This window comes from Streptomyces sp. NPDC051561 (assembly GCF_044454195.1).
Taxonomy (GTDB): domain Bacteria; phylum Actinomycetota; class Actinomycetes; order Streptomycetales; family Streptomycetaceae; genus Streptomyces.
This window is the reverse complement of record NZ_JBITDM010000008.1, coordinates 145,087-162,684: the sequence shown is the minus strand read 5'-3', so window position 1 is coordinate 162,684 and position 17,598 is coordinate 145,087. Positions and strand designations below refer to the sequence as shown.

The 17,598-nt window shown below is 71.8% G+C and carries 16 protein-coding genes; 7 read left to right on the top strand and 9 right to left on the bottom strand.

Annotated elements, in window-relative coordinates:
- Positions 1-8: 8 nt before the first annotated feature.
- Genes pcaH through ACIA73_RS20105 form a run of 5 tightly spaced genes read left to right on the top strand, consistent with a single transcriptional unit; the run spans position 9 to position 5,249 of the window.
- The gene (gene pcaH / locus ACIA73_RS20125) at positions 9-797 is read left to right on the top strand and encodes a protocatechuate 3,4-dioxygenase subunit beta (RefSeq protein ID WP_399439954.1); all 789 of its coding nucleotides are present in this window, start codon (positions 9-11) and stop codon (positions 795-797) included.
- Entirely contained in the window at positions 797-1,390 is a 594-nt protein-coding gene (gene pcaG / locus ACIA73_RS20120; RefSeq protein WP_399439953.1) for a protocatechuate 3,4-dioxygenase subunit alpha, read from the top strand. Before pcaH ends, pcaG begins: the two co-directional genes overlap by 1 nt.
- On the top strand, positions 1,377-2,918 hold the full coding sequence (locus ACIA73_RS20115; RefSeq protein WP_399439952.1) for an adenylosuccinate lyase family protein: 1,542 nt from the start codon (positions 1,377-1,379) through the stop codon (positions 2,916-2,918). The genes pcaG and ACIA73_RS20115 overlap by 14 nt, the downstream gene beginning before the upstream one ends.
- Positions 2,915-4,060, top strand: coding sequence for a 3-oxoadipate enol-lactonase (pcaD, locus tag ACIA73_RS20110; protein WP_399439951.1), 1,146 nt, complete (start codon positions 2,915-2,917; stop codon positions 4,058-4,060). The genes ACIA73_RS20115 and pcaD overlap by 4 nt, the downstream gene beginning before the upstream one ends.
- A 4-nt stretch (positions 4,061-4,064) precedes the next feature.
- Positions 4,065-5,249 carry a 4-hydroxybenzoate 3-monooxygenase gene (locus ACIA73_RS20105; protein ID WP_399439950.1) on the top strand — a complete coding sequence of 395 codons (1,185 nt, stop codon included), beginning with the start codon at positions 4,065-4,067 and terminating at the stop codon, positions 5,247-5,249.
- A gap of 74 nt (positions 5,250-5,323) precedes the next feature.
- Here the strand turns inward: ACIA73_RS20105 and ACIA73_RS20100 are convergent, their stop codons facing one another.
- The 4 genes from ACIA73_RS20100 to ACIA73_RS20085 all read right to left on the bottom strand — a co-directional run bounded on the left by ACIA73_RS20100 (position 5,324) and on the right by ACIA73_RS20085 (position 9,663).
- Entirely contained in the window at positions 5,324-6,220 is an 897-nt protein-coding gene (locus tag ACIA73_RS20100; RefSeq protein ID WP_399439949.1) for a hypothetical protein, read from the bottom strand.
- Positions 6,217-7,227, bottom strand: coding sequence for an SPFH domain-containing protein (locus ACIA73_RS20095; RefSeq protein WP_399439948.1), 1,011 nt, complete (start codon positions 7,225-7,227; stop codon positions 6,217-6,219). Before ACIA73_RS20095 ends, ACIA73_RS20100 begins: the two co-directional genes overlap by 4 nt.
- 137 nt (positions 7,228-7,364) lie before the next feature.
- Positions 7,365-8,243, bottom strand: coding sequence for an LLM class flavin-dependent oxidoreductase (locus ACIA73_RS20090; protein ID WP_399439947.1), 879 nt, complete (start codon positions 8,241-8,243; stop codon positions 7,365-7,367).
- Between the two features lie 64 nt (positions 8,244-8,307).
- Complete coding sequence (locus tag ACIA73_RS20085) at positions 8,308-9,663, bottom strand: LCP family protein (RefSeq protein WP_399439946.1); 1,356 nt, start codon at positions 9,661-9,663, stop codon at positions 8,308-8,310.
- A 128-nt stretch (positions 9,664-9,791) separates the two neighbouring features.
- Here ACIA73_RS20085 and ACIA73_RS20080 point away from each other — a divergent pair, with 128 nt between their 5' ends.
- Both ACIA73_RS20080 and ACIA73_RS20075 read left to right on the top strand, forming a co-directional pair.
- Positions 9,792-10,715: a phosphotransferase family protein gene (locus ACIA73_RS20080; RefSeq protein ID WP_399439945.1), complete on the top strand. Its 924-nt coding sequence runs from the start codon at positions 9,792-9,794 to the stop codon at positions 10,713-10,715.
- A gap of 600 nt (positions 10,716-11,315) precedes the next feature.
- Positions 11,316-12,425: a hypothetical protein gene (locus tag ACIA73_RS20075; RefSeq protein ID WP_399439944.1), complete on the top strand. Its 1,110-nt coding sequence runs from the start codon at positions 11,316-11,318 to the stop codon at positions 12,423-12,425.
- Between the two features lie 135 nt (positions 12,426-12,560).
- Here the strand turns inward: ACIA73_RS20075 and ACIA73_RS20070 are convergent, their stop codons facing one another.
- From ACIA73_RS20070 to ACIA73_RS20050, 5 genes are read right to left on the bottom strand one after another with little or no spacing between them, the layout of a single operon-like run.
- Positions 12,561-14,117 (bottom strand): cytochrome P450, encoded by a 1,557-nt coding sequence (locus ACIA73_RS20070; protein WP_399439942.1) that lies wholly within the window; start codon positions 14,115-14,117, stop codon positions 12,561-12,563.
- Between the two features lie 37 nt (positions 14,118-14,154).
- A complete protein-coding gene (locus tag ACIA73_RS20065) occupies positions 14,155-14,769 on the bottom strand; it encodes a GTP-binding protein (RefSeq protein ID WP_399439941.1) in 615 nt (204 codons plus the stop codon).
- A complete protein-coding gene (locus tag ACIA73_RS20060; protein WP_399439940.1) occupies positions 14,750-15,163 on the bottom strand; it encodes a DUF742 domain-containing protein in 414 nt (137 codons plus the stop codon). The genes ACIA73_RS20065 and ACIA73_RS20060 overlap by 20 nt, the downstream gene beginning before the upstream one ends.
- Positions 15,160-15,570 carry a roadblock/LC7 domain-containing protein gene (locus ACIA73_RS20055; RefSeq protein WP_384353316.1) on the bottom strand — a complete coding sequence of 137 codons (411 nt, stop codon included), beginning with the start codon at positions 15,568-15,570 and terminating at the stop codon, positions 15,160-15,162. The genes ACIA73_RS20060 and ACIA73_RS20055 overlap by 4 nt, the downstream gene beginning before the upstream one ends.
- Positions 15,567-17,270 carry an ATP-binding protein gene (locus ACIA73_RS20050; protein WP_399439939.1) on the bottom strand — a complete coding sequence of 568 codons (1,704 nt, stop codon included), beginning with the start codon at positions 17,268-17,270 and terminating at the stop codon, positions 15,567-15,569. The genes ACIA73_RS20055 and ACIA73_RS20050 overlap by 4 nt, the downstream gene beginning before the upstream one ends.
- Positions 17,271-17,598 lie beyond the last annotated feature (328 nt).

The window sequence follows — 17,598 nt, the reverse complement described above, 5'->3', positions numbered from 1 at the left end:
AACCACCCATGTCCACACCTGAGCTGACGCAGCAACAGATCAGCGCGGAGATAGCCGACCGGCACTCCGCCGTAGCCAAGGCCGTCGCCGACGGGGCGAGCGCCCCGCACCACCCGCCGCGCGACTTCACCCCGTACCGCAGCAGCGTGCTGCGCCACCCGCGGCAGCCGCTGGTCGCCCTGACCGGCGACGGCGACCCGGAGGCCGCCGAACTGTACGGACCCGTCTTCGGTGTCACCGACGTCACCGACCTCGACGCCGACCTCACCCGACAGCACCAGGGCGAGCCGCTCGGCGAACGCATCACCGTCGGCGGCCGGGTCCTCGACCGCGACGGCCGCCCGGTACGCGGCCAGCTCGTCGAACTCTGGCAGGCCAACGCCTCCGGCCGGTACGCCCACCAGCGCGACCAGCACCCCGCCCCGCTCGACCCCAACTTCACCGGTGTCGGACGGTGCCTGACGGACGATCAGGGCAACTACTCCTTCACCACCGTCAAGCCGGGCGCCTACCCCTGGCGCAACCACACCAACGCCTGGCGCCCCGCGCACCTCCACTTCTCCCTCTTCGGCACCGCCTTCACCCAGCGCCTGATCACCCAGATGTACTTCCCCGGCGACCCGCTCTTCCCGTACGACCCGATCCTCCAGTCCGTCACCGACCAGGCCGCCCGCGACCGCCTGGTCGCCGCCTACGACCACACCCTCTCCCGGCCCGAGTGGTCGCTCGGCTACCGCTGGGACATCACCCTCGACGGCCCGGCCGCCACCCTGCCTGACCCCGAGGAGGACCACTGATGGCCACCACCGTGCCCGCGCCCCGGGGGCAAGCGGCCCCCTACCCGCCCACCCCGTCCCAGACCGTCGGCCCGTTCTACGGGTACGCCCTGCCCTTCACCGGGGGCGGCGACATCGCCCCGGCCGGACACCCGGCCACGGTGACCGTCCACGGGTACGTCTACGACGGGGCCGGTGCGCCCGTCCCCGACGCGGTGATCGAGACCTGGCAGGCGGCCCCCGACGGCTCCCTCGCCGGACTGCCGGGATCGCTCCGCCGTGACCCGGTGACCGGCGGCTTCCTCGGCCGCAACGGCGTCGACTTCACCGGCTTCGGACGCGTGGCGACGGACGCGGACGGCCACTGGGCGGTCCGCACCCTGGCCCCGCCGGCCGGCGCCCCGTACCTCTGCGTCTGCGTCTTCGCGCGCGGACTGATGCACCACCTGTACACACGGGCGTACTTCACGGACGGGGTGACCGACCCCGCGCTGGCCGCTCTCCCCGACGAGCGGCGGGCCACCCTGCTCGCCCGGTCCGGTGAGGACGGAACACGACGGTTCGACATCCGGCTCCAGGGGGAGCGGGAAACGGTGTTCCTTGACTTCCGCTGAGAGTTCCCCGGGCCTCTTCGCCCCGGTGGCGGCGGGCAGCCCCGCCGAGGCGGCCACCGGCGACACCGCCTTGCTCCAGGCGATGCTCGACGCCGAGGCGGCGCTGACCCGGGCCCAGGCCCGGCTCGGGGCCGCCCCCGCCGCCGCGGCGGAAACGGTCACGGAGGCGGCGGACGCGGGGCGTGCGCGCTATGACGTGCGCACCCTGGCGCTGCGGGCCAGGGCGGGTGGCAATCCGGTCATCCCGCTGGTGGCCGACCTCACCGCGGAAGTGTCCCAACTCTCCCCTGCCGACGCCGAGTTCGTGCACCGGGGAGCAACCAGCCAGGACATCCTCGACACCGCCCTGATGTTGCTCGCGGCACGGACGCTGGACCTGCTGACCGCGGACCTGGAGCAGGTCGCCTCCAGGCTCGCCGAACTGTCCGCCGAACACCGTGCCACCCCCATGCCCGGCCGCACTCTCACCCAGCACGCGGTCCCGACCACCTTCGGCCTGAAGGCGGCGGGCTGGCGAGCGCTGGTACTGGACGCGCACGAGCGGGTGAGCCGGGTACGGAAGTCACTGCCGGCTCAACTGGGAGGCGCCGCAGGGACCCTGGCGGCCTTCGGTGAGGCGGTGGCGTTCGGTACGGCGCAGGCGTTCGGTACGACGTCTGTATCCGGTACGACGTCTGTATCCGGCACGGCGGAGGTATCCGGTGCGGCGTCGGCATTCCGTACGGCCGGGACGGCCCCCGACACCGCCGGCGCGGCGCCCCTCGGCTCCGAAGGCCCGTTGCGCCTCGCCGAAGCCTTCGCCGCCGAACTGGGCCTCGCCGCACCCGAGTTGCCCTGGCACACGCTCCGTACCCCGGTCGCCGACCTGGCCGGTGCACTCGCCTTCACCGCGGGTGCACTCGGCAAGCTCGCCGCCGACGTACTGGTCCTCTCCCGTACCGAGATCGGCGAACTGGCCGAAGGGTCCGGGGGTGGCTCCTCCGCGATGCCGCACAAGAGCAACCCCGTCAGGGCCACCCTGATCGCTGCCACCGCCCGCCAGGTACCGGCTCTGGCCGCCGTGCTCCACGGTTCCCTGGCCGCCGAGGACGAACGCCCGGCAGGCGCCTGGCACGCCGAATGGCAGCCCCTGCGCGACGCGCTGCGGCTCACCGGCGGCGCTGCCCGCGACGCTGCGGAACTCTGTGCCGGACTGGTGGTGCACCCCGACCGCATGCGGGAGAACCTCCACCGCACCGGCGGCCTCATCGCCTCCGAGCGCCTCAGCGCGGTCCTGACCCCCCTGCTCGGCCGCGCCACCTCCAAGGACCTGCTGTCCAGAGCCTCTCAGTACGCCGCCGAACACGGCACGGACCTCGCCGAGGCCCTGCGGCACCAGCCGGAGGCCGGCGACCTCCCGGAATCCGGCGCACTCCGCCAACTCCTGGACCCCGCCCTCTATCTGGGCTCGGCCCCGGCCCTCACCGACCGGGCCCTGTCCCGCCACCCCCGACCCCGCACCCGCCCCTCCCCCCGGGACCCCCGATGAACCAGCCCCTCCTGCACCACCGTGCCGACGGCCCCGCCGGCGCACCACCACTCCTCCTCGGTCCCTCCCTCGGCACCTCGCTCGCCGTATGGGACGCGCAAGTGCCCGCGCTTGCTGGGCAGTTCAGGGTCATCAGGTGGGACCTGCCGGGCCACGGCGGATCCGCCGCCTCCCTCCTCCAGGAGGGGGCAACCGTCGCCGACCTCGGTCGCCTGGTGCTCGCCCTCGCCGACTCGCTCGGCATCGAGCGGTTCTCCTACGCCGGAATCTCCCTCGGCGGCGCGGTCGGCACCTGGCTCGCCCTCCATCATCCGCAGCGCGTGGACTCGCTGGCCCTGGTCTGCTCGTCTGCACGGTTCGGGACCCCCGGAACGTGGGCGGAGCGCGCCGAGCTGGTACGCCGCGAAGGCACCGCGCCACTCGTGGAGAGCGCACCCGCCCGCTGGTTCACGCCCGGCTTCGCGGGCGACGCGGTCGAGGCGCTGCGTGCGGACCAGCGCGGCGCCGACCCGGCCGCGTACGCCGCCTGCTGCGACGCGCTCGCCGCCTTCGACCTGCGCGAAGAACTCGGCAGGATCACCGCCCCGACCCTGATCGTCGCCGGACGCGAGGACCGGGCCACCCCGCCCGCCGACGCCCGCCACCTCGCCGACCACATCCCCGACGCCGCCCTCACCGAGCTTCCGCACGCCGGACACCTCGCCAATGTGGAACGCCCGCAGCCCGTACTCGCCGCCCTCCAGGGCCACTTCACCACTCCCGACAGCCGCGCGCGCACCCACGCCAACGGCATGGCGGTACGCCGCGAAGTCCTCGGCGACGCGCATGTCGACCGCGCCGTCGCCCGTACCACCCCCTTCACCGCCCGCTTCCAGGACTTCATCACCCGCTACGCCTGGGGCGAGATCTGGACCGGCGACACGCTCGACCGGCGCACCCGCAGCTGCATCACCCTCACCGCGCTCGTCGCGGGCGGCCATCACGAGGAACTCGCCCTGCACGTCCGCGCCGCCGTTCGCAACGGACTCAGCCACGAGGAGATCGGCGAAGTCCTCCTCCAGTCCGCCGTCTACTGCGGTGTCCCCGCCGCCAACGCCGCCTTCGGCATCGCCCACCACGTCTTGAGTGAAACGGACAACTGACCCCATGCACACCACAGTCGGCATCATCGGCGGCGGCCCCGCAGGTCTCCTCCTCGCCCGTCTCCTGCACAACGCGGGCATCGACAGCGTCGTCCTGGAAAGCCGCGACCGCCCCTACGTCGAGCAGCGCCAGCGCGCCGGAATCCTCGAACAGGGCACCATCGACATCCTCCGCTCCGCCGGAGCCGGCACGCGCATGGACCGCGAGGGCATGCCGCACGACGGCATCGAACTGCGCTTCGACGGTCGCGCCCACCGCCTCGACTTCCCCGCCCTCACCGGCGGGCGCCGCGTCATGGTGTACGCCCAGACGGAGGTCGTGAAGGACCTGGTCGCCCTCCAACTCGCCGACGGCGGACCTCTGTTGTTCGAGGCGGAGGTCACCTCGGTGGCGGGCGCCGACACCGACCGCCCCACCGTCCACTACCGGCACGAGGGCCGCGAGCAGACCCTCACCTGTGACTACGTCGTCGGCTGCGACGGCTTCCACGGGGTGACGCGCCGGGCGGTTCCCGAGTCGGTGCGCACGACGTACGAGCGGACCTACCCCTACTCCTGGCTCGGTATCCTCGCCGACGCCCGCCCGGTCTACGACGAGCTGATCTACGCCCACCACGACCGCGGCTTCGCGCTCGCCAGCATGCGCTCGCCCACCGTCAGCCGCCTCTACCTCCAGGTTCCGAACGGCACCGACCCCGCCGACTGGTCCGACGAACGGATCTGGGACGAGCTGGACACCCGCTTCTCCACCACCGCCGACCCCGGCTGGAAGCTGGAGCGCGGGCCCGTCACCGCCAAGTCCGTGCTGCCGATGCGGAGTTACGTCACCGAGCCGATGCGGTACGGGCGGGTGTTCCTCGCAGGCGACGCCGCGCACATCGTCCCGCCGACCGGCGCCAAGGGGCTCAACCTGGCCGCCGCCGACGTGGTCCGCCTCGCCGAGGCGTTCACCCGGCTCCGTACCACCGGATCGTCCGATCTGCTCGACGCCTACTCGGACGCCGCCCTGCGCCGCGTCTGGCGGGCCGAACACTTCTCGTACTTCATGACGACGACCCTGCACACGGACCCGGAACAGTCCCCCTTCCAGACCCGCCTCCAGCTCTCCCAGCTGGACCGGATCGCCTCCTGCGGGCACGCCGCCGCCGAACTCGCGGAGAACTACGCGGGGCTGCCCTTCACCGGGTGACCGCGCCGCGCGAATTCACCGGATGACCCGCGCCGCGCGAAGCCGCGCGTGGGGGAGGCCTCGGGCACAGGCCCTCAGCCCAGCAGTCGCAGCGCCGTCCGTGACCGCCCCACCCGCACCGTCTGCCCCCAGGTCAGCTCCAGCGCGTCCGCCTCCATCCCGTCACCGAAGGCGACCAGCCGGTCGGACTCCACGGTCAGCCGCAGCCGCGCTTCACCGTCAAGTGCCCCTTCCACCAGGGTGGTTCCGGTGCCGGGCGAGGGCCAGGCCTCCCGTACGAACCACAGCAGCCGGGCATGGCCGGGCTTCGGCAGGGGCAGCGACGAGCCGCGCTCCAGCCACACCGACCGCAGCCACCCGGTGGCGCCCGTGCCGGTGCCCACCAGGACCCCGGACGACGCCTGGGTCTCGGCGACAGCCCCCTCGGCGTCGGGGCCGATGCGGTAGCGGGCGGTCTGGTGGGAGGGCGGTCCGAAGTAGATCTCATTGAGGGCGAGCAGCCGCTGGGTGTCGTCGGCGACCGCCTCCACCATGGTCAGGTCGTCGGTACGGCCGCCCGTCACGGCGGAGTCCAACAACTTCGCCGCGTCGGCGGCCCGGTGGCGCACCAGCACCCCGGGGTTCCGGCCCGGATCGGTGTCGATGCCCAATACCACCTGCCCTTCAAGGTACTTGGCGGTGTTGGCGACCAGCCCGTCCTGCCCGACCACCACCACGACATCCTCGGGCCCGAACAGAAACCGGTCCAGATCCGCCCGCTCCACCCGCGCCTGCCGCCACTGCAACGGCACCGCCCCCGACACCGCGGCCAGCGCCCGCCGCGTCCGGTGGTGCCGCTCCTCCACCTCGCGAAGCGCGCGCCCCCGCGAGGAGAGGAAGAACTCGGCCTGGCCCCGCGTGCCGTGCCGGGCCAGCAACTCCTCGTACTCACTGGTGCGATGGACCAGCACCGCCCGGGGCGCGAGACTCACGACGGGTCCCCGCCACCGCGGCCCAGCCGGGCGAGCAGCCCGGTCAGCACATCGGGCGACAGCGTCAGGCTCTCGATGCGCGGCACGTTCTCCGCGAGCCGGGTGGCGGCCAGGGCGTGCAGCGTCGCCGGGTCGACCTCGCCGTGCACCCGCAGCCAGGCCGCCTGTGCGTGGGCCCGTGCCTCGCCGACCTCGCGCGCCGCCTCGGCCTCGGCGCGTGCGAGCCGTACGGTCCGCGCCGCCTGAGCCTCCGCCTGTACGCCATCGGCGGCCGCCAGCTCCTCGGCCTCCCGGCGGGCGTTGGTGCCGCGCTGGTCCACCAACTGCTCCTCGCGCCGCGCCAGCTCGATCTTGCTGGCGAGTTCGTTCTCGGCGATGGCGCGCTCGCGCTCGACGGCGACGGCCCGCCGCTGGTACGTCGCCCGGTCCGCCTCCTGCTGGATCTGCTCCCGCGCGGGGGTGCGCAGCGCCCGCTCCACATCCGCCTCGGGGCGGATCGCCACCACCCGCACCGCGACGACCTCGATGCCGGTGGCGGGCAGCCGGGGCTCCGCCGCGAGACCGGACGCGATCCGTTCCCGAACCGCGCCCACCCCGTCAACCAGTGCTTCCGACAGGGGAATCCGGGCCAGCGTGTCCAGTGCGTGCTGCTGTGCGGTCTCGGTGAGCAGGGTCGCCAGCTGCTCCAGCGGGGAGCCGCGCCAGGCACCGGTGTCCGGGTCGACGGAGAAGTCGAGGCGGGCGGCGGCGGTGGCGGGGTCGCTGATCCGGTACGTCACGGTGGCCTGCAGGGTGACGTCCTGGAAGTCCGCCGTGCGGGCATGGAACGCCATCGCCAACTCCCGGTCACTGACCGGCACTTCGGACAGTGCGGCGGTCAGTGACCGGAACCAGAAGCTGAGGCCCGGGCCGTCATGGACGAGCTTGCCGTGCTTGTGGTGGCGGACATGGGCGGTGGGTGCGGAACGCAGGTGGCGCCAACCGAAGCGGCGGGTGATGTCGGCCATGAGGAAGGCCCCCCTTTTTCTCGTCATGAAGACGATAAGAGGGCGACCCCTTTATCGTCAAGAAGACGAGAGTGGTCGGCCGACGGCCGTGGTGGACCGGCTGGGCCGCCGGCCGGCCACACCCCCTCCGGCTCCGGCTAGCCCAGCAACGGCCGTACCTCGTCCGCCGCGAACCGCACGAACCCCTCCGGATCCACCTCGTCCGCCGTCGGCTGCAACACCACCGTGTCCGCCCCCGCCTCCGCCAGTTCCCGGACCGCGTCGGCCACCGCCTCCGCGTCCCCCGACACCCCGAGATCCAGCGGCAACTCCCGCCGGTCCGAGGCCAGTTCGGCCCGCACCCGCTCGGCGGCCCCGGACCCGGTGGCCGCCAGCAGATACACCACGACCCGATGTCCGCCGTCCGCCGTCCGGCCCGCCGCCGCCCGCCCCTCCTCGATCAGCCGACGTGCCTGGCGCACACCCTGCGCCGAGGTCGACGCGTCCAGTACGGTGCCGTCCGCCGCCTCGCCGGTCAGCCGCAGGGTCCTGGGCCCAACACCCCCTGCGAACAGCGGCGGCGCCTCGTGCGGCGGCCAGTCCAACGCCACCTTGTCGAGCCGCACGTACTCCCCTTCGGTGCTCACCTGCTCGCCGTGCAGCAGCGCCCGCATCGCCGTCAGATGCTCACGCAGCAGGGTCAGCGGCGACGCGGGCCGCGCCCCCACCTGCCCCATCCAGTGCTGCACCCCGTGCCCGACCGCCAGCGTCACCCGGCCGGGGAACAGCCGGTGCAGAGTGGCCGCCTCCATGGACGCCAGCGCCACATTGCGCAGCGGAACCGGCAGCAGCCCGACCCCCACATGCAGCCGCTCCGTCCACGCCAGCGCGGCGGACGCGGCGGCGACACCGCTCTCCAGGAAGCAGTCCTCCCAGAGCCACAGTTCATCGAGCCCCGCCGCGTCCGCCGTCCGCGCCAGCGGACGCAGCTTCTCCGGGGCCAACTGGGGACGGAACACCACACCGAGAGTCGTCATGGCACCCATTCCTACCCGCCGTCTCCGGTCCCGACAAGCGGTGTCGACCCGCCCCTCCGCGCCGCTACGGGCAGCGCAACTGCTCCCCGGTCGACGGTGCCCCCTCCACCATGCTCCGGTCGTACGTCACCTCCGCCACCTGACGCCCGCCGTTGCCCACCTTCACCTGGAACACATGGCCGTGACCCGCCACCGGGTTGAGTTTCGCGCCGGGCAGGGCGGCGGCCAGCGTGGAAGCGTACCGGTCCCAGTACGGGTCGTAGGTGATCACGGTCGGCCCCTCGGCCCGTACCAGCGGCGCCTGAGCCTTCGTCACGTCGAAGCCGCTGCGGCGCAGCCCCTCCGCCACATCGGGATCGTCCACCCGCACCGGCACCGTGCTCGGCGCCATCGCCACCGGCACCGCCTGCAGACTGAGCTCCTGCGTGATCGGCCGGTCCTCCCGCAGCGCCGAGAACAGCCGGGCCGCCCGCGCGTCGTCCCACAGCAGGGTCGACCCCCACTGCGCCACCCGGTGGTCGAACGCCGACATCGGCACCGTCGCGAACTCCAGCTGTGCGGGGCTGAGTTCGCGCAGCTGCCAGCCGATCGAGAACAGCGTCGAGAGGCCCGTGCCGGCGTCCGTACGCAGCTGCGGAAGCAGTGCCTGTGCCGCACCCGCGAGAGCCATCGGATCCTTGAAGACACCCGCAGCCGACAGCCGGTCGATCATGCCGAGGAGCACCCGCTGCTGGCGGCGCACCCGCCCCAGGTCGCCGGGCGGTGAAACCTTCCTGGCCCGCGCGTACCGAAGCGCCCCGGGCCCGTCCAGCAGATGGGTCCCGGGCGGCAGACGCAGCCCTGACTTGGGGTCCTCAAGGAGACGGTCGGTGCACACCTTCGCCCCGCCGAGACGGTCGACCGCCGTGGCGAAGTCCTCAAATCCGGTCTCCAGGTAGTGGTCGACACGGATCCCGGTGGCCCGCTCCACGGTACGTACCGCCAGATCGGGCCCGCCGTGCTGGAAGGCACCGTTGATCTTGCCGGAGTGCTGCGGATGGTCGTGCGGAGCGAACCGCACGTAGGAGTCGCGGGGGAGGGAGACCACACTCAGCCGCTTCCCGTCCTCGGCGAGATGCACCAGCATCATCACGTCCGTGCAGTCGCACTCCTTCCCGTTGACGAACAGCCGCTGCTTCTGTTGCGGCGTCAGCCCGGACCGCCGGTCGATCCCGACCACCAGCAGATTGGTCCCCGGGGCCATCCGTGCAGCCGGGGACAGCGTGCTGTCGTGCGCGAGGGTGTACGGCGCCGGAGCATCCGCCGTCGCGGGCAGTGGGCCCACGGCGAGCGAGGCCACCAGCAGTGCGGCGAGGGCGAGGCGGCGGCGGGAGCGTGGCCCGGAGCGCGAGCGGCCGGAGCGAGAGCGGCTGGGCTGCAAGGCAACCTCCAAGGGGCAGTCAACGACGATAGAAATGGCGCAAATGCGGTCAAAGCTGGCGGGCAGCGTAGCGCAAGCACCCCAGAAATCAATGGCGGCCGGGCCGATCATCGGCTTATCGTCCGCGCATGCTGCCGCAGGTGAACACCGATGAGGAGTGGGACGCCGTCGTCCCCGACGAAGCGCTCGTACGCCCGGCGGCGGGGCACCTCTGCTCCCGGCTGGGTCTGGCCGGGGCGCCCCTGACCCGCTACTCCGGGGGCTCCGTGCCCGTCTACGCGGTCGGCGCCACGCACGCCCTCAAACTGTTCCCCACCTGCGACGCCGCCGAAGGTGTTGTCGAGGCCCGGGTGCTGGCCCACCTCCAGGGCAGGCTTCCGGTCCGCACCCCCGCCCTGCACGCCTCCGGCACCTTCGGTGAGGGCTGGCACTACGTCCTGATGTCCCAACTCCCCGGCGAGGACCTCTCGCAGGTCTGGCCCCGCATCCCCGTCGCCGACCGCGAACGCCTGGTCACCGAGGCCGGCGAGGCGCTCTCCGCGCTGCACGCCCTCGATCCCGCCCCGCTCGCCGACGTGCTGGGCCCCGGCGACTGGAACGCCTTCCTCGCCCGGCAGCGGACGGGCGCTGTCGAGCGGCAGCGGACCCGCGAGCTGCCCGAGGGGTGGGCCACGCGTATCGACGGCTTCCTCGACTCGGTCGACCTGCCGACCGCCGCCCCCGGCGTGCTGCTGCACACCGAACTCATGCGCCAGCACCTCGTCGTGGACCCGCGGACCTGGCGGCTCACGGGACTCTTCGACTTCGAGCCCGCCATGATCGGGGACGCGGCGTACGACCTGGTCGCCGTCGGACTCTTCCTCACCCGCGGAGATCCGGGACTGATGGGCCGCTTCCAGAAGGCGTACGGCCGTGAGTTCGACCCCTGCCACCTTCTCGCGTACGCCCTGCTGCACGTCTACTCCAACTTCACCCGGTACTTCCGCGAGCTCCCCGCACCGCCCGAACACACCTGGGAATCGGTCGCCGAAACGTGGTTCGGGAGAGCCTGAGAGAGGCGCGGCACGGCGTCGCTCTGTTGACGCTCACCCTCGGTGCAATCGTCGGCCACGGGTGCCGCATATTCGTCACGCATAAGCGCAATGCCTCATGCGTATTCGAACGCGAGCGGAATTCAATTCGGGGGATCGCGGCAGCGCAACCGGCGCACGATGAGGCGCAGGCAGGGCGCGGGCGGGCAGAGCCACCGCCGGTAAGGGGCATCAGATATCGAACATGGCGCTGGGAGCAAGGGTGAAATCCGCCAGATGTGCCGGCGGATCCGGGAGTAGGCACTATCCGGCCGCCAACCTCGTCCCGTACTCCTGTTCCCGCCCTGAACCGTCGAATTCCGGACGATTCTGGTGCCCCCCGACGAGGGGTGCACGCGCAAAGATCCGCCACGGTGGTCCCGCCCGCCTCCCGCAGATCAACCGGCGCGCGTTCCCGGAGCGATTTGCGCCAGACCGACGAGTGCGAACAACCGGCGCTCAACTTGAGTCAGGTGATGGGCAGTTGCATTGTTATTGACGATCGGGCATGGGCATATAGGCCCCAGTACGGAGCAGAACCCCGCACCGCAGGTGTAAACCTGGACTCCAGGGAGAAAACCCATGACTGTCGCGTCGGATCACCGGCTGATTCAGCAACTGCCCACCATTCCGTTCTACTGTCCGGTGCCCGCCGCCGCACATCCGGCGGCACGGGTGCTGAACGAGCTGACCGTCGACTGGATGTTCCGGCAGGACCTCGACAGCGATCCGGATCAGCGCCGGCGCCTCGCGCTCTGCGACTTCGGCGGCCTCACCGCGTCGACCATGCCGTACGGCAGCCTGGCACCGCTCACCCTGATGGCGAAGTTCCACGCCGTACTGTTCTCGCTCGACGACGGCGTCTGCGACGAGGCCCAGCCGACCGCGGGCCAGCTCGCCCAGGAGACCTCCCGAATAATGCGTGCCGTGGAAGCGCCCGGTGTGCCCGCGCCCGGTGAGTCACGACACGCCGCAGCCCTGCGCGCACTCCGCCAGGAACTGGAGACCTACGCCACGCCCCGGCAACTGCGCCGCTGGGTCGACGCCATGCGGGTCTACACCTCGGGCCTGGTCTGGGAGGCGCACTGCCGGCGCGCCCCCGGGCTGCCCGCGCTCGACGACTACGTCAGCCTGTGGATGCGGGCCATCGGCATGGCCCCCTCCACCGCCATGATGGAGATCGTCGCCGGATACTCAGTGCCCGACGAGGACATGGAGGACCCCCGGGTGCGGGCCCTCACCGAAATCACCTGGACCCTGGTCAGCTGGGACAACGACCTCTACTCCCGCAACAAGGAACTGCTGCGCGCCGACGACGACCTCAACCTGATCGACGTACTGCGCCACGAACTCGGGTGCAGCACCCCGCAGGCGCTGGAACGGGCCGTCGAGATGCGCGACCGCGTCATGGTCCTCTTCCTGCGGCTGCGCGAGCAGGTGCTGCGGGAGGGCGGGGCCGAAGTGCGGCGCTACGTCCACGACCTGGGGCAGTTCGTGCGCGGACACCTCGACTGGGCGTCCCGGTGCCCGCGCTACAAGGTGCCGCCCGCACCCGGTGTCACGGTCCGCCCGACCGGCTGGTGGAAGCACCGCCCGGCCGACGACAGCGGCGAGGCACTGCCCCTCCCGGCGATCTCCTGGTGGTGGGACCAACTGGAGGCGGAACGCCCACTGGTCCGACACGCCGCGTGACACCCCGCGCCGCACACTCCGACACACCGTCGGGCGGGGCACCGGGACAAGGGCTCGGGTGTGCGGAGGGCTCCGCCGCACACCTGGGCGGGCGCGACGGAGCCCGTGCGTCCGCAAACCGGTTCGGTGCGACCTCTAGTAGCCGCGCCACCAGGTCACCAGCGCCCGCCACGCCCGCACCGGGGCGGAGCCCCGCCTCTGCTGCGGAAGGGTGACGGCGGGCGGCTCGGTACCGGGCGCCTGCGGCACCGGACCGGGTTGCGCCGCCATCGGGGCGGCCGTCTGAGCGGGGAGCGGCTGGGCGGGGAGCGGCTGGGCGGTCACGGACGGCTGTGCGCCGTTTCGCGCGGGCGAGTTGACCTGCCACTCCTGGCGCGGCGCATTGCGCGGGGCCGGGGCCGGCGGACCGGACACCTCCTGCTGCGGGCGCGGCGCGAACGCCACCGGTAGCTCGATCAGGTGCCGGGCCATCAGCGTGCTCCGGTACCGCAACTCGTGCTCCTCGACGGCGAGCTGAATGTCCGGCAGACGCATCAGCAGGGCGTCGACGCCGGTGTCGGCGATGGCGCGGCCGATGTCCTGGCCCGGGCACTCGTGGGGTCCGCCACTGAACGCCAGGTGGGCGCGGTTGCCCTGCATGGAGGCCGACGGGTCGGGACGTACCACCGGGTCCACATTGGCCGGGGCGATCCCGACGATCAGGGCGTCACCGGCCTTGATCTTCTGCCCGCCGAGTTCGGAGTCCCCGGCCGCCCACCGGCCAAGGATCGCGGTGAACGGGGGCTCGTCCCACAGCGTCTGCTCGACCGCCTCCGGCAGCGTCATGTGACCACCGCTGAGCTGGGCGCGGAAGCGCGGGTCGGTCAGTACCATGCGCAGCACGTTGGCGATCAGATTGGCGGTCGTCTCGTACGCGGCGATCAGCACCAGGCGCAGGTGCTGAGCGATCTCGTCGTCGCCCAGAGCCGCCGGATGCTCCACCATCCAGGTCGCGAAGTCGTCCCTCGGTTCCGCCCGGCGGCGGGTGACCAGCCGGAACAGGGCCGCCATCACGTACTCGTTGCTCGCGATCGCGGTCTCGGTGCCCTTGATCATGTCGCGGGCGGACTGCACCAGCTGCTCGTCGTACTCCTCGGGCATACCGAGGATCTGGCACATCACCATCATCGGCAGGTGCTCGGCGAACCGGCCGACCAGGTCCGCGTGCCCGGCCTCGCAGAAGTCGTTGACCAGCCGGTTACTGAACCGGTTGATGAAGCGCCGCACCCCCCGGTGGTCGATCCGGGCGATGGAGTCGGTGACCGCACCGCGCTGCCGTTCGTGCTCCGCACCGTCCGCGAAGACGCAGATCGGCTGGTACGTGAAGATCGGCGCGAGCGGGTTGGTCATGCCGACCGTGCCGTCCTGGATCAGCCGCCAGCGCCGCGAGTCCCGGGAGTACAGGGACGGGGTGCGGGTCATGTGGAGGTTCTCGCTGTGTCCGAGGACCAGCCAGGCGGGCACGTCCTGGTTGATCAGGACGGGGGCGACGGGGCCGTGCTCGGCGCGCAGCTTCTCGTACAGGCCGACCGGGTCCTTCTCGTGCGCGGGACCGAACAGGCGGCGCAGCCCACCGGGCCCGAACTCGCCGACGTCGGCGTGGGCCGGGCACTCGGGCGGTGGGACGGGGGACGGGTCGAAGGGGGTGGTCAAGGCAACTCCTCGGAAGGAAGGGGCAGTTCGGGGGGCGTCAGACGCGCTGCGCGGCGAGCGTGTGCAGGTAGTGCATCAGCGTCATCAGCACGTCGCGGCTGGACGCCCGCTGCCGGGCGTCGCAGTTCACCATCGGTACTTCGTCGGGCAGGTCGAGCGCGTGGCGCAGGGCCTCCATCGGGTGGTTCGGGGCGTCCGAGAAGGTGTTCACGGCGACCACGAACGGCACCCCTCGCTCCTCCAGCCGCCCGATCACGTCGAAGCTGACCTCCAGGCGCCGGGTGTCGACCAGCACCACTGCGCCGAGCGCGCCCTCGAACAGTCCGTTCCACAGGAACCAGAAGCGTTCCTGGCCCGGGGTGCCGAAGAGGTACAGGATCAGCTGCTCGCTGATGCTGATCCGGCCGAAGTCCATGGCGACGGTGGTGGCGGTCTTGCCCTCGATCCGGGAGTTGTCGTCCACCCCGATGCTGGCCTGGGTCATGGTCTCTTCGGTGGTCAGCGGGCGGATCTCACTGACCGAGCCCACCATGGTGGTCTTGCCGACGCCGAAGCCGCCGACGATCACCACCTTCACCGCGGCGGTGGCGGTGGCGGGCAGCACGTCCTCGGAGCGAGGGCCCGCGAGGGTGTCAGAGCCTTTGAAGTCCATGCATCACCGCTTCGAGGAGGGACCTGTCGGGGAGTACGGCGCGGACGATGGGCGCGCGCGATTCGACCAGTTCGGTGGCGAGCAGATCGGTCAGCAGCGAGGTGACCACGCTGAACGGGAGCCTGAGGTACGCGGAGATCTCCGCCACCGACAGCGGAGCCCGGCACAGCCGCAGGATCGCGGCCTGCTCGGGCTGCACCGTGGGGGAGGGGATGGAGCAGGCCACGACCATGGTGACCAGGTCGAGCGAGGCCCGCTCGCTGCCGTCCGGGCCACCGGTGATCACATAGAGCCGTTCCGGGTCCCCCTTGTCCGAACCGGACCCGGAACCGGGTCCGGGGGCGTCGGGGGCGGGCAGTTTCGCCCGTCGTTCTCGGCGGGGTTTCTGCTTCATACGGTGCGCTGCCCGTCGTGCCGGGGCGGACTGGTCAGGTGGGCTCCGATCCGTACGACCAGGTCGCGCATCCTCGCGCCCACCATTCCCGCGTCCACCGTCTCGTCGGCGAGCACCGCGAGATACGCACCGGCGCCCGCGGCCATCAGGTAGAAGAAGCCGCCGTCGACCTCGATGACGACCATTCTCATCCGGCCGTCGCTGTCCGGGATCTCGGAGGCGACCGCGGCGGCCAGACTCTGCAGCCCCGCGCAGGCGGCCGCGAGCCGGTCCGCGACATCGGGGTCGCCGCCGTGCCGGGCGATCCGCAGTCCGTCGGCGGAGAGCACCACGATCTGGTGGATCTGCGGTACCCCGGTGGCCAGGTCCTTGAGAATCCAGTCCAAGTTGGCCCGCTGCTGGATCACTTCAGATCTCCTTTGTCCCACGTGTTGTCCAGATCCGCGTCGGCCGGCTGCGTGAGCGGACCGTCCGTCTCGGCCGGCGGATCCAGCGGCACTCCGTTGGCCGCCTTGGTGAATGCTTCGAGCCAGATGCCCGGCTCGGGTTCTTCCTTGCGTGGTGCTCCGGCTGCCGCCGCGGCTGCCGCGGCCTCCGCGGCGGCAGCGCGCTCCTGTGCCGGGAGGTTGTGGGAACCGAGCGGGGCGCGGCCCCGGCTGCGGCGCTGCGGCAGCCCGTTCTCGGTCCATTCGGTGACCACGGGGACGTCCTCCTCCATGGCCGACATCGGCATCGCCACCGGCCTGGGCGCGGGCGCCGGGGCGGGCGCGGGCGTGGGCACCACGGGCTTGGGTCCCGCGGGACGCGGCTTGCGCTGCGGTGCGCGGGCCTCCTCGGGCGTCATGCCCTCGCTCCTGCCGCCGCGCGGCACGGCGGAGGCGCCGATGCCGTGGGCGATGCCCGGGGCGGGCCCGGTGGTGACGATGTCGCGCGGCACGATCAGTACCGCCCGGACGCCGCCGTACGCGGACTGCCGCAGTGACACCTGGAGGTTGTACATCTGGGACAGTCGGCCGACGACGGCCATGCCGAGGCGGGGGGTGTCGCCGAGTTCGTTGAGGTCGATACCGGCCTGGGCCTGCGCGAGCATGTTCTCGGCCCGGTTGCGGGCTTCCTCGCTGAGGCTGACGCCGCCGTCCTCGATCTCGATGGCGATGCCGGTCTGCACCTCGACCGCGGTGACGTGCACCCGGGTCTGCGGCGGCGAGTAACGGGTGGCGTTGTCGAGCAGTTCGGCGCAGGCGTGGATGAGCGGTTCGACGGCGGTGCCGATGATGGCGACCTTGGCGATCGAGTGCAGATCGACCCGGCGGTATTCCAGGATGCGCGACATGGCGCCGCGCAGCACGCTGAACAGCGGTACGGCACGCGGCCACTGGCGACTGGGGCGCGCTCCGCCGAGTACCGAGATGGAGTCGGCGAGACGGCCGATCAGGGCCGTGCCGTGGTCGATCCGCAGCAGGTCGTCGAAGACCTCCGGGTTGCGCCCGTGGTCCTCCTCCATCTGCCGCAGTTCGCTGGACTGCTGGTGGACGATGGCCTGCACCCGGCGGGCGATGTTGACGAACGCGCGCTGGGCGGACTCCCGCCTGGCCTCTTCGAGGTCGATGATCTCCAGCACGGTGAGCAGCAACTCGCGCTGGGCGTACGGCAGGTCGCGGTACCGCTCGTCGGCGTCCACGATGTCGCGCATCGTCTCGGCCGGTGACTCGCCCGAGCGCAGCCGGTGGATCGCCGCCGGCATCAGTTCCTTGGCGAGCCTCACGGTCTCGTTGTCGTGCTCCGCCAGCCGTCGCTCAAGTCCGGCGATCCGCTGTGCGTGGTCGGCGGTCGCGCGCCTCAACGCCCTCCCGCGCCGCACGATTTCGGCGGTGAACAGGGCGACGACGACGGTCAGTACCGCACCGGACCAGACGACGGGTATCCGGGCGGATTCCGTGACGGTGACCACGGCGGCGGCCGTCGCGGCGATCGCCAGGACGACGGCCAGCGCGAGCGGCCGCACGAAGGAGGACTCCTGCTGTCGTGCCTGGTGAGCCGGATGCGGCGGCTGTGGTTGCCGTGCCTGATGTGCTGCCTGACGTGGGGGGGAATCAACCCGAACCATGGAAAGCCTCTGACGGTGGTCTTGAGGGCGGTGTTGGCGGTCTGTGACGAGTGCTGCGACGCATGCTGGTGGTGAGAATGCCGGTGCTGAGAATGCTGGCTTTTTGCGAACAAGTACCGCGAAGGGGAACAAGTGGATGAATTCACATCAACTCGGCTCGTTGCGCAGCGAGCTTAGCCCTCTCGGATCGGAGCATCGGCCGGTTCTCCCAACCCCCTGCACCGATCGTCGCCCCAGGCATAGACTCACCGACTTTGCACGTTCGGCGCTCGGTTGTGCACGCCGAGTCACCGGATGGGAGGAAAATGCCGGGAGTGCCGGACGTCAC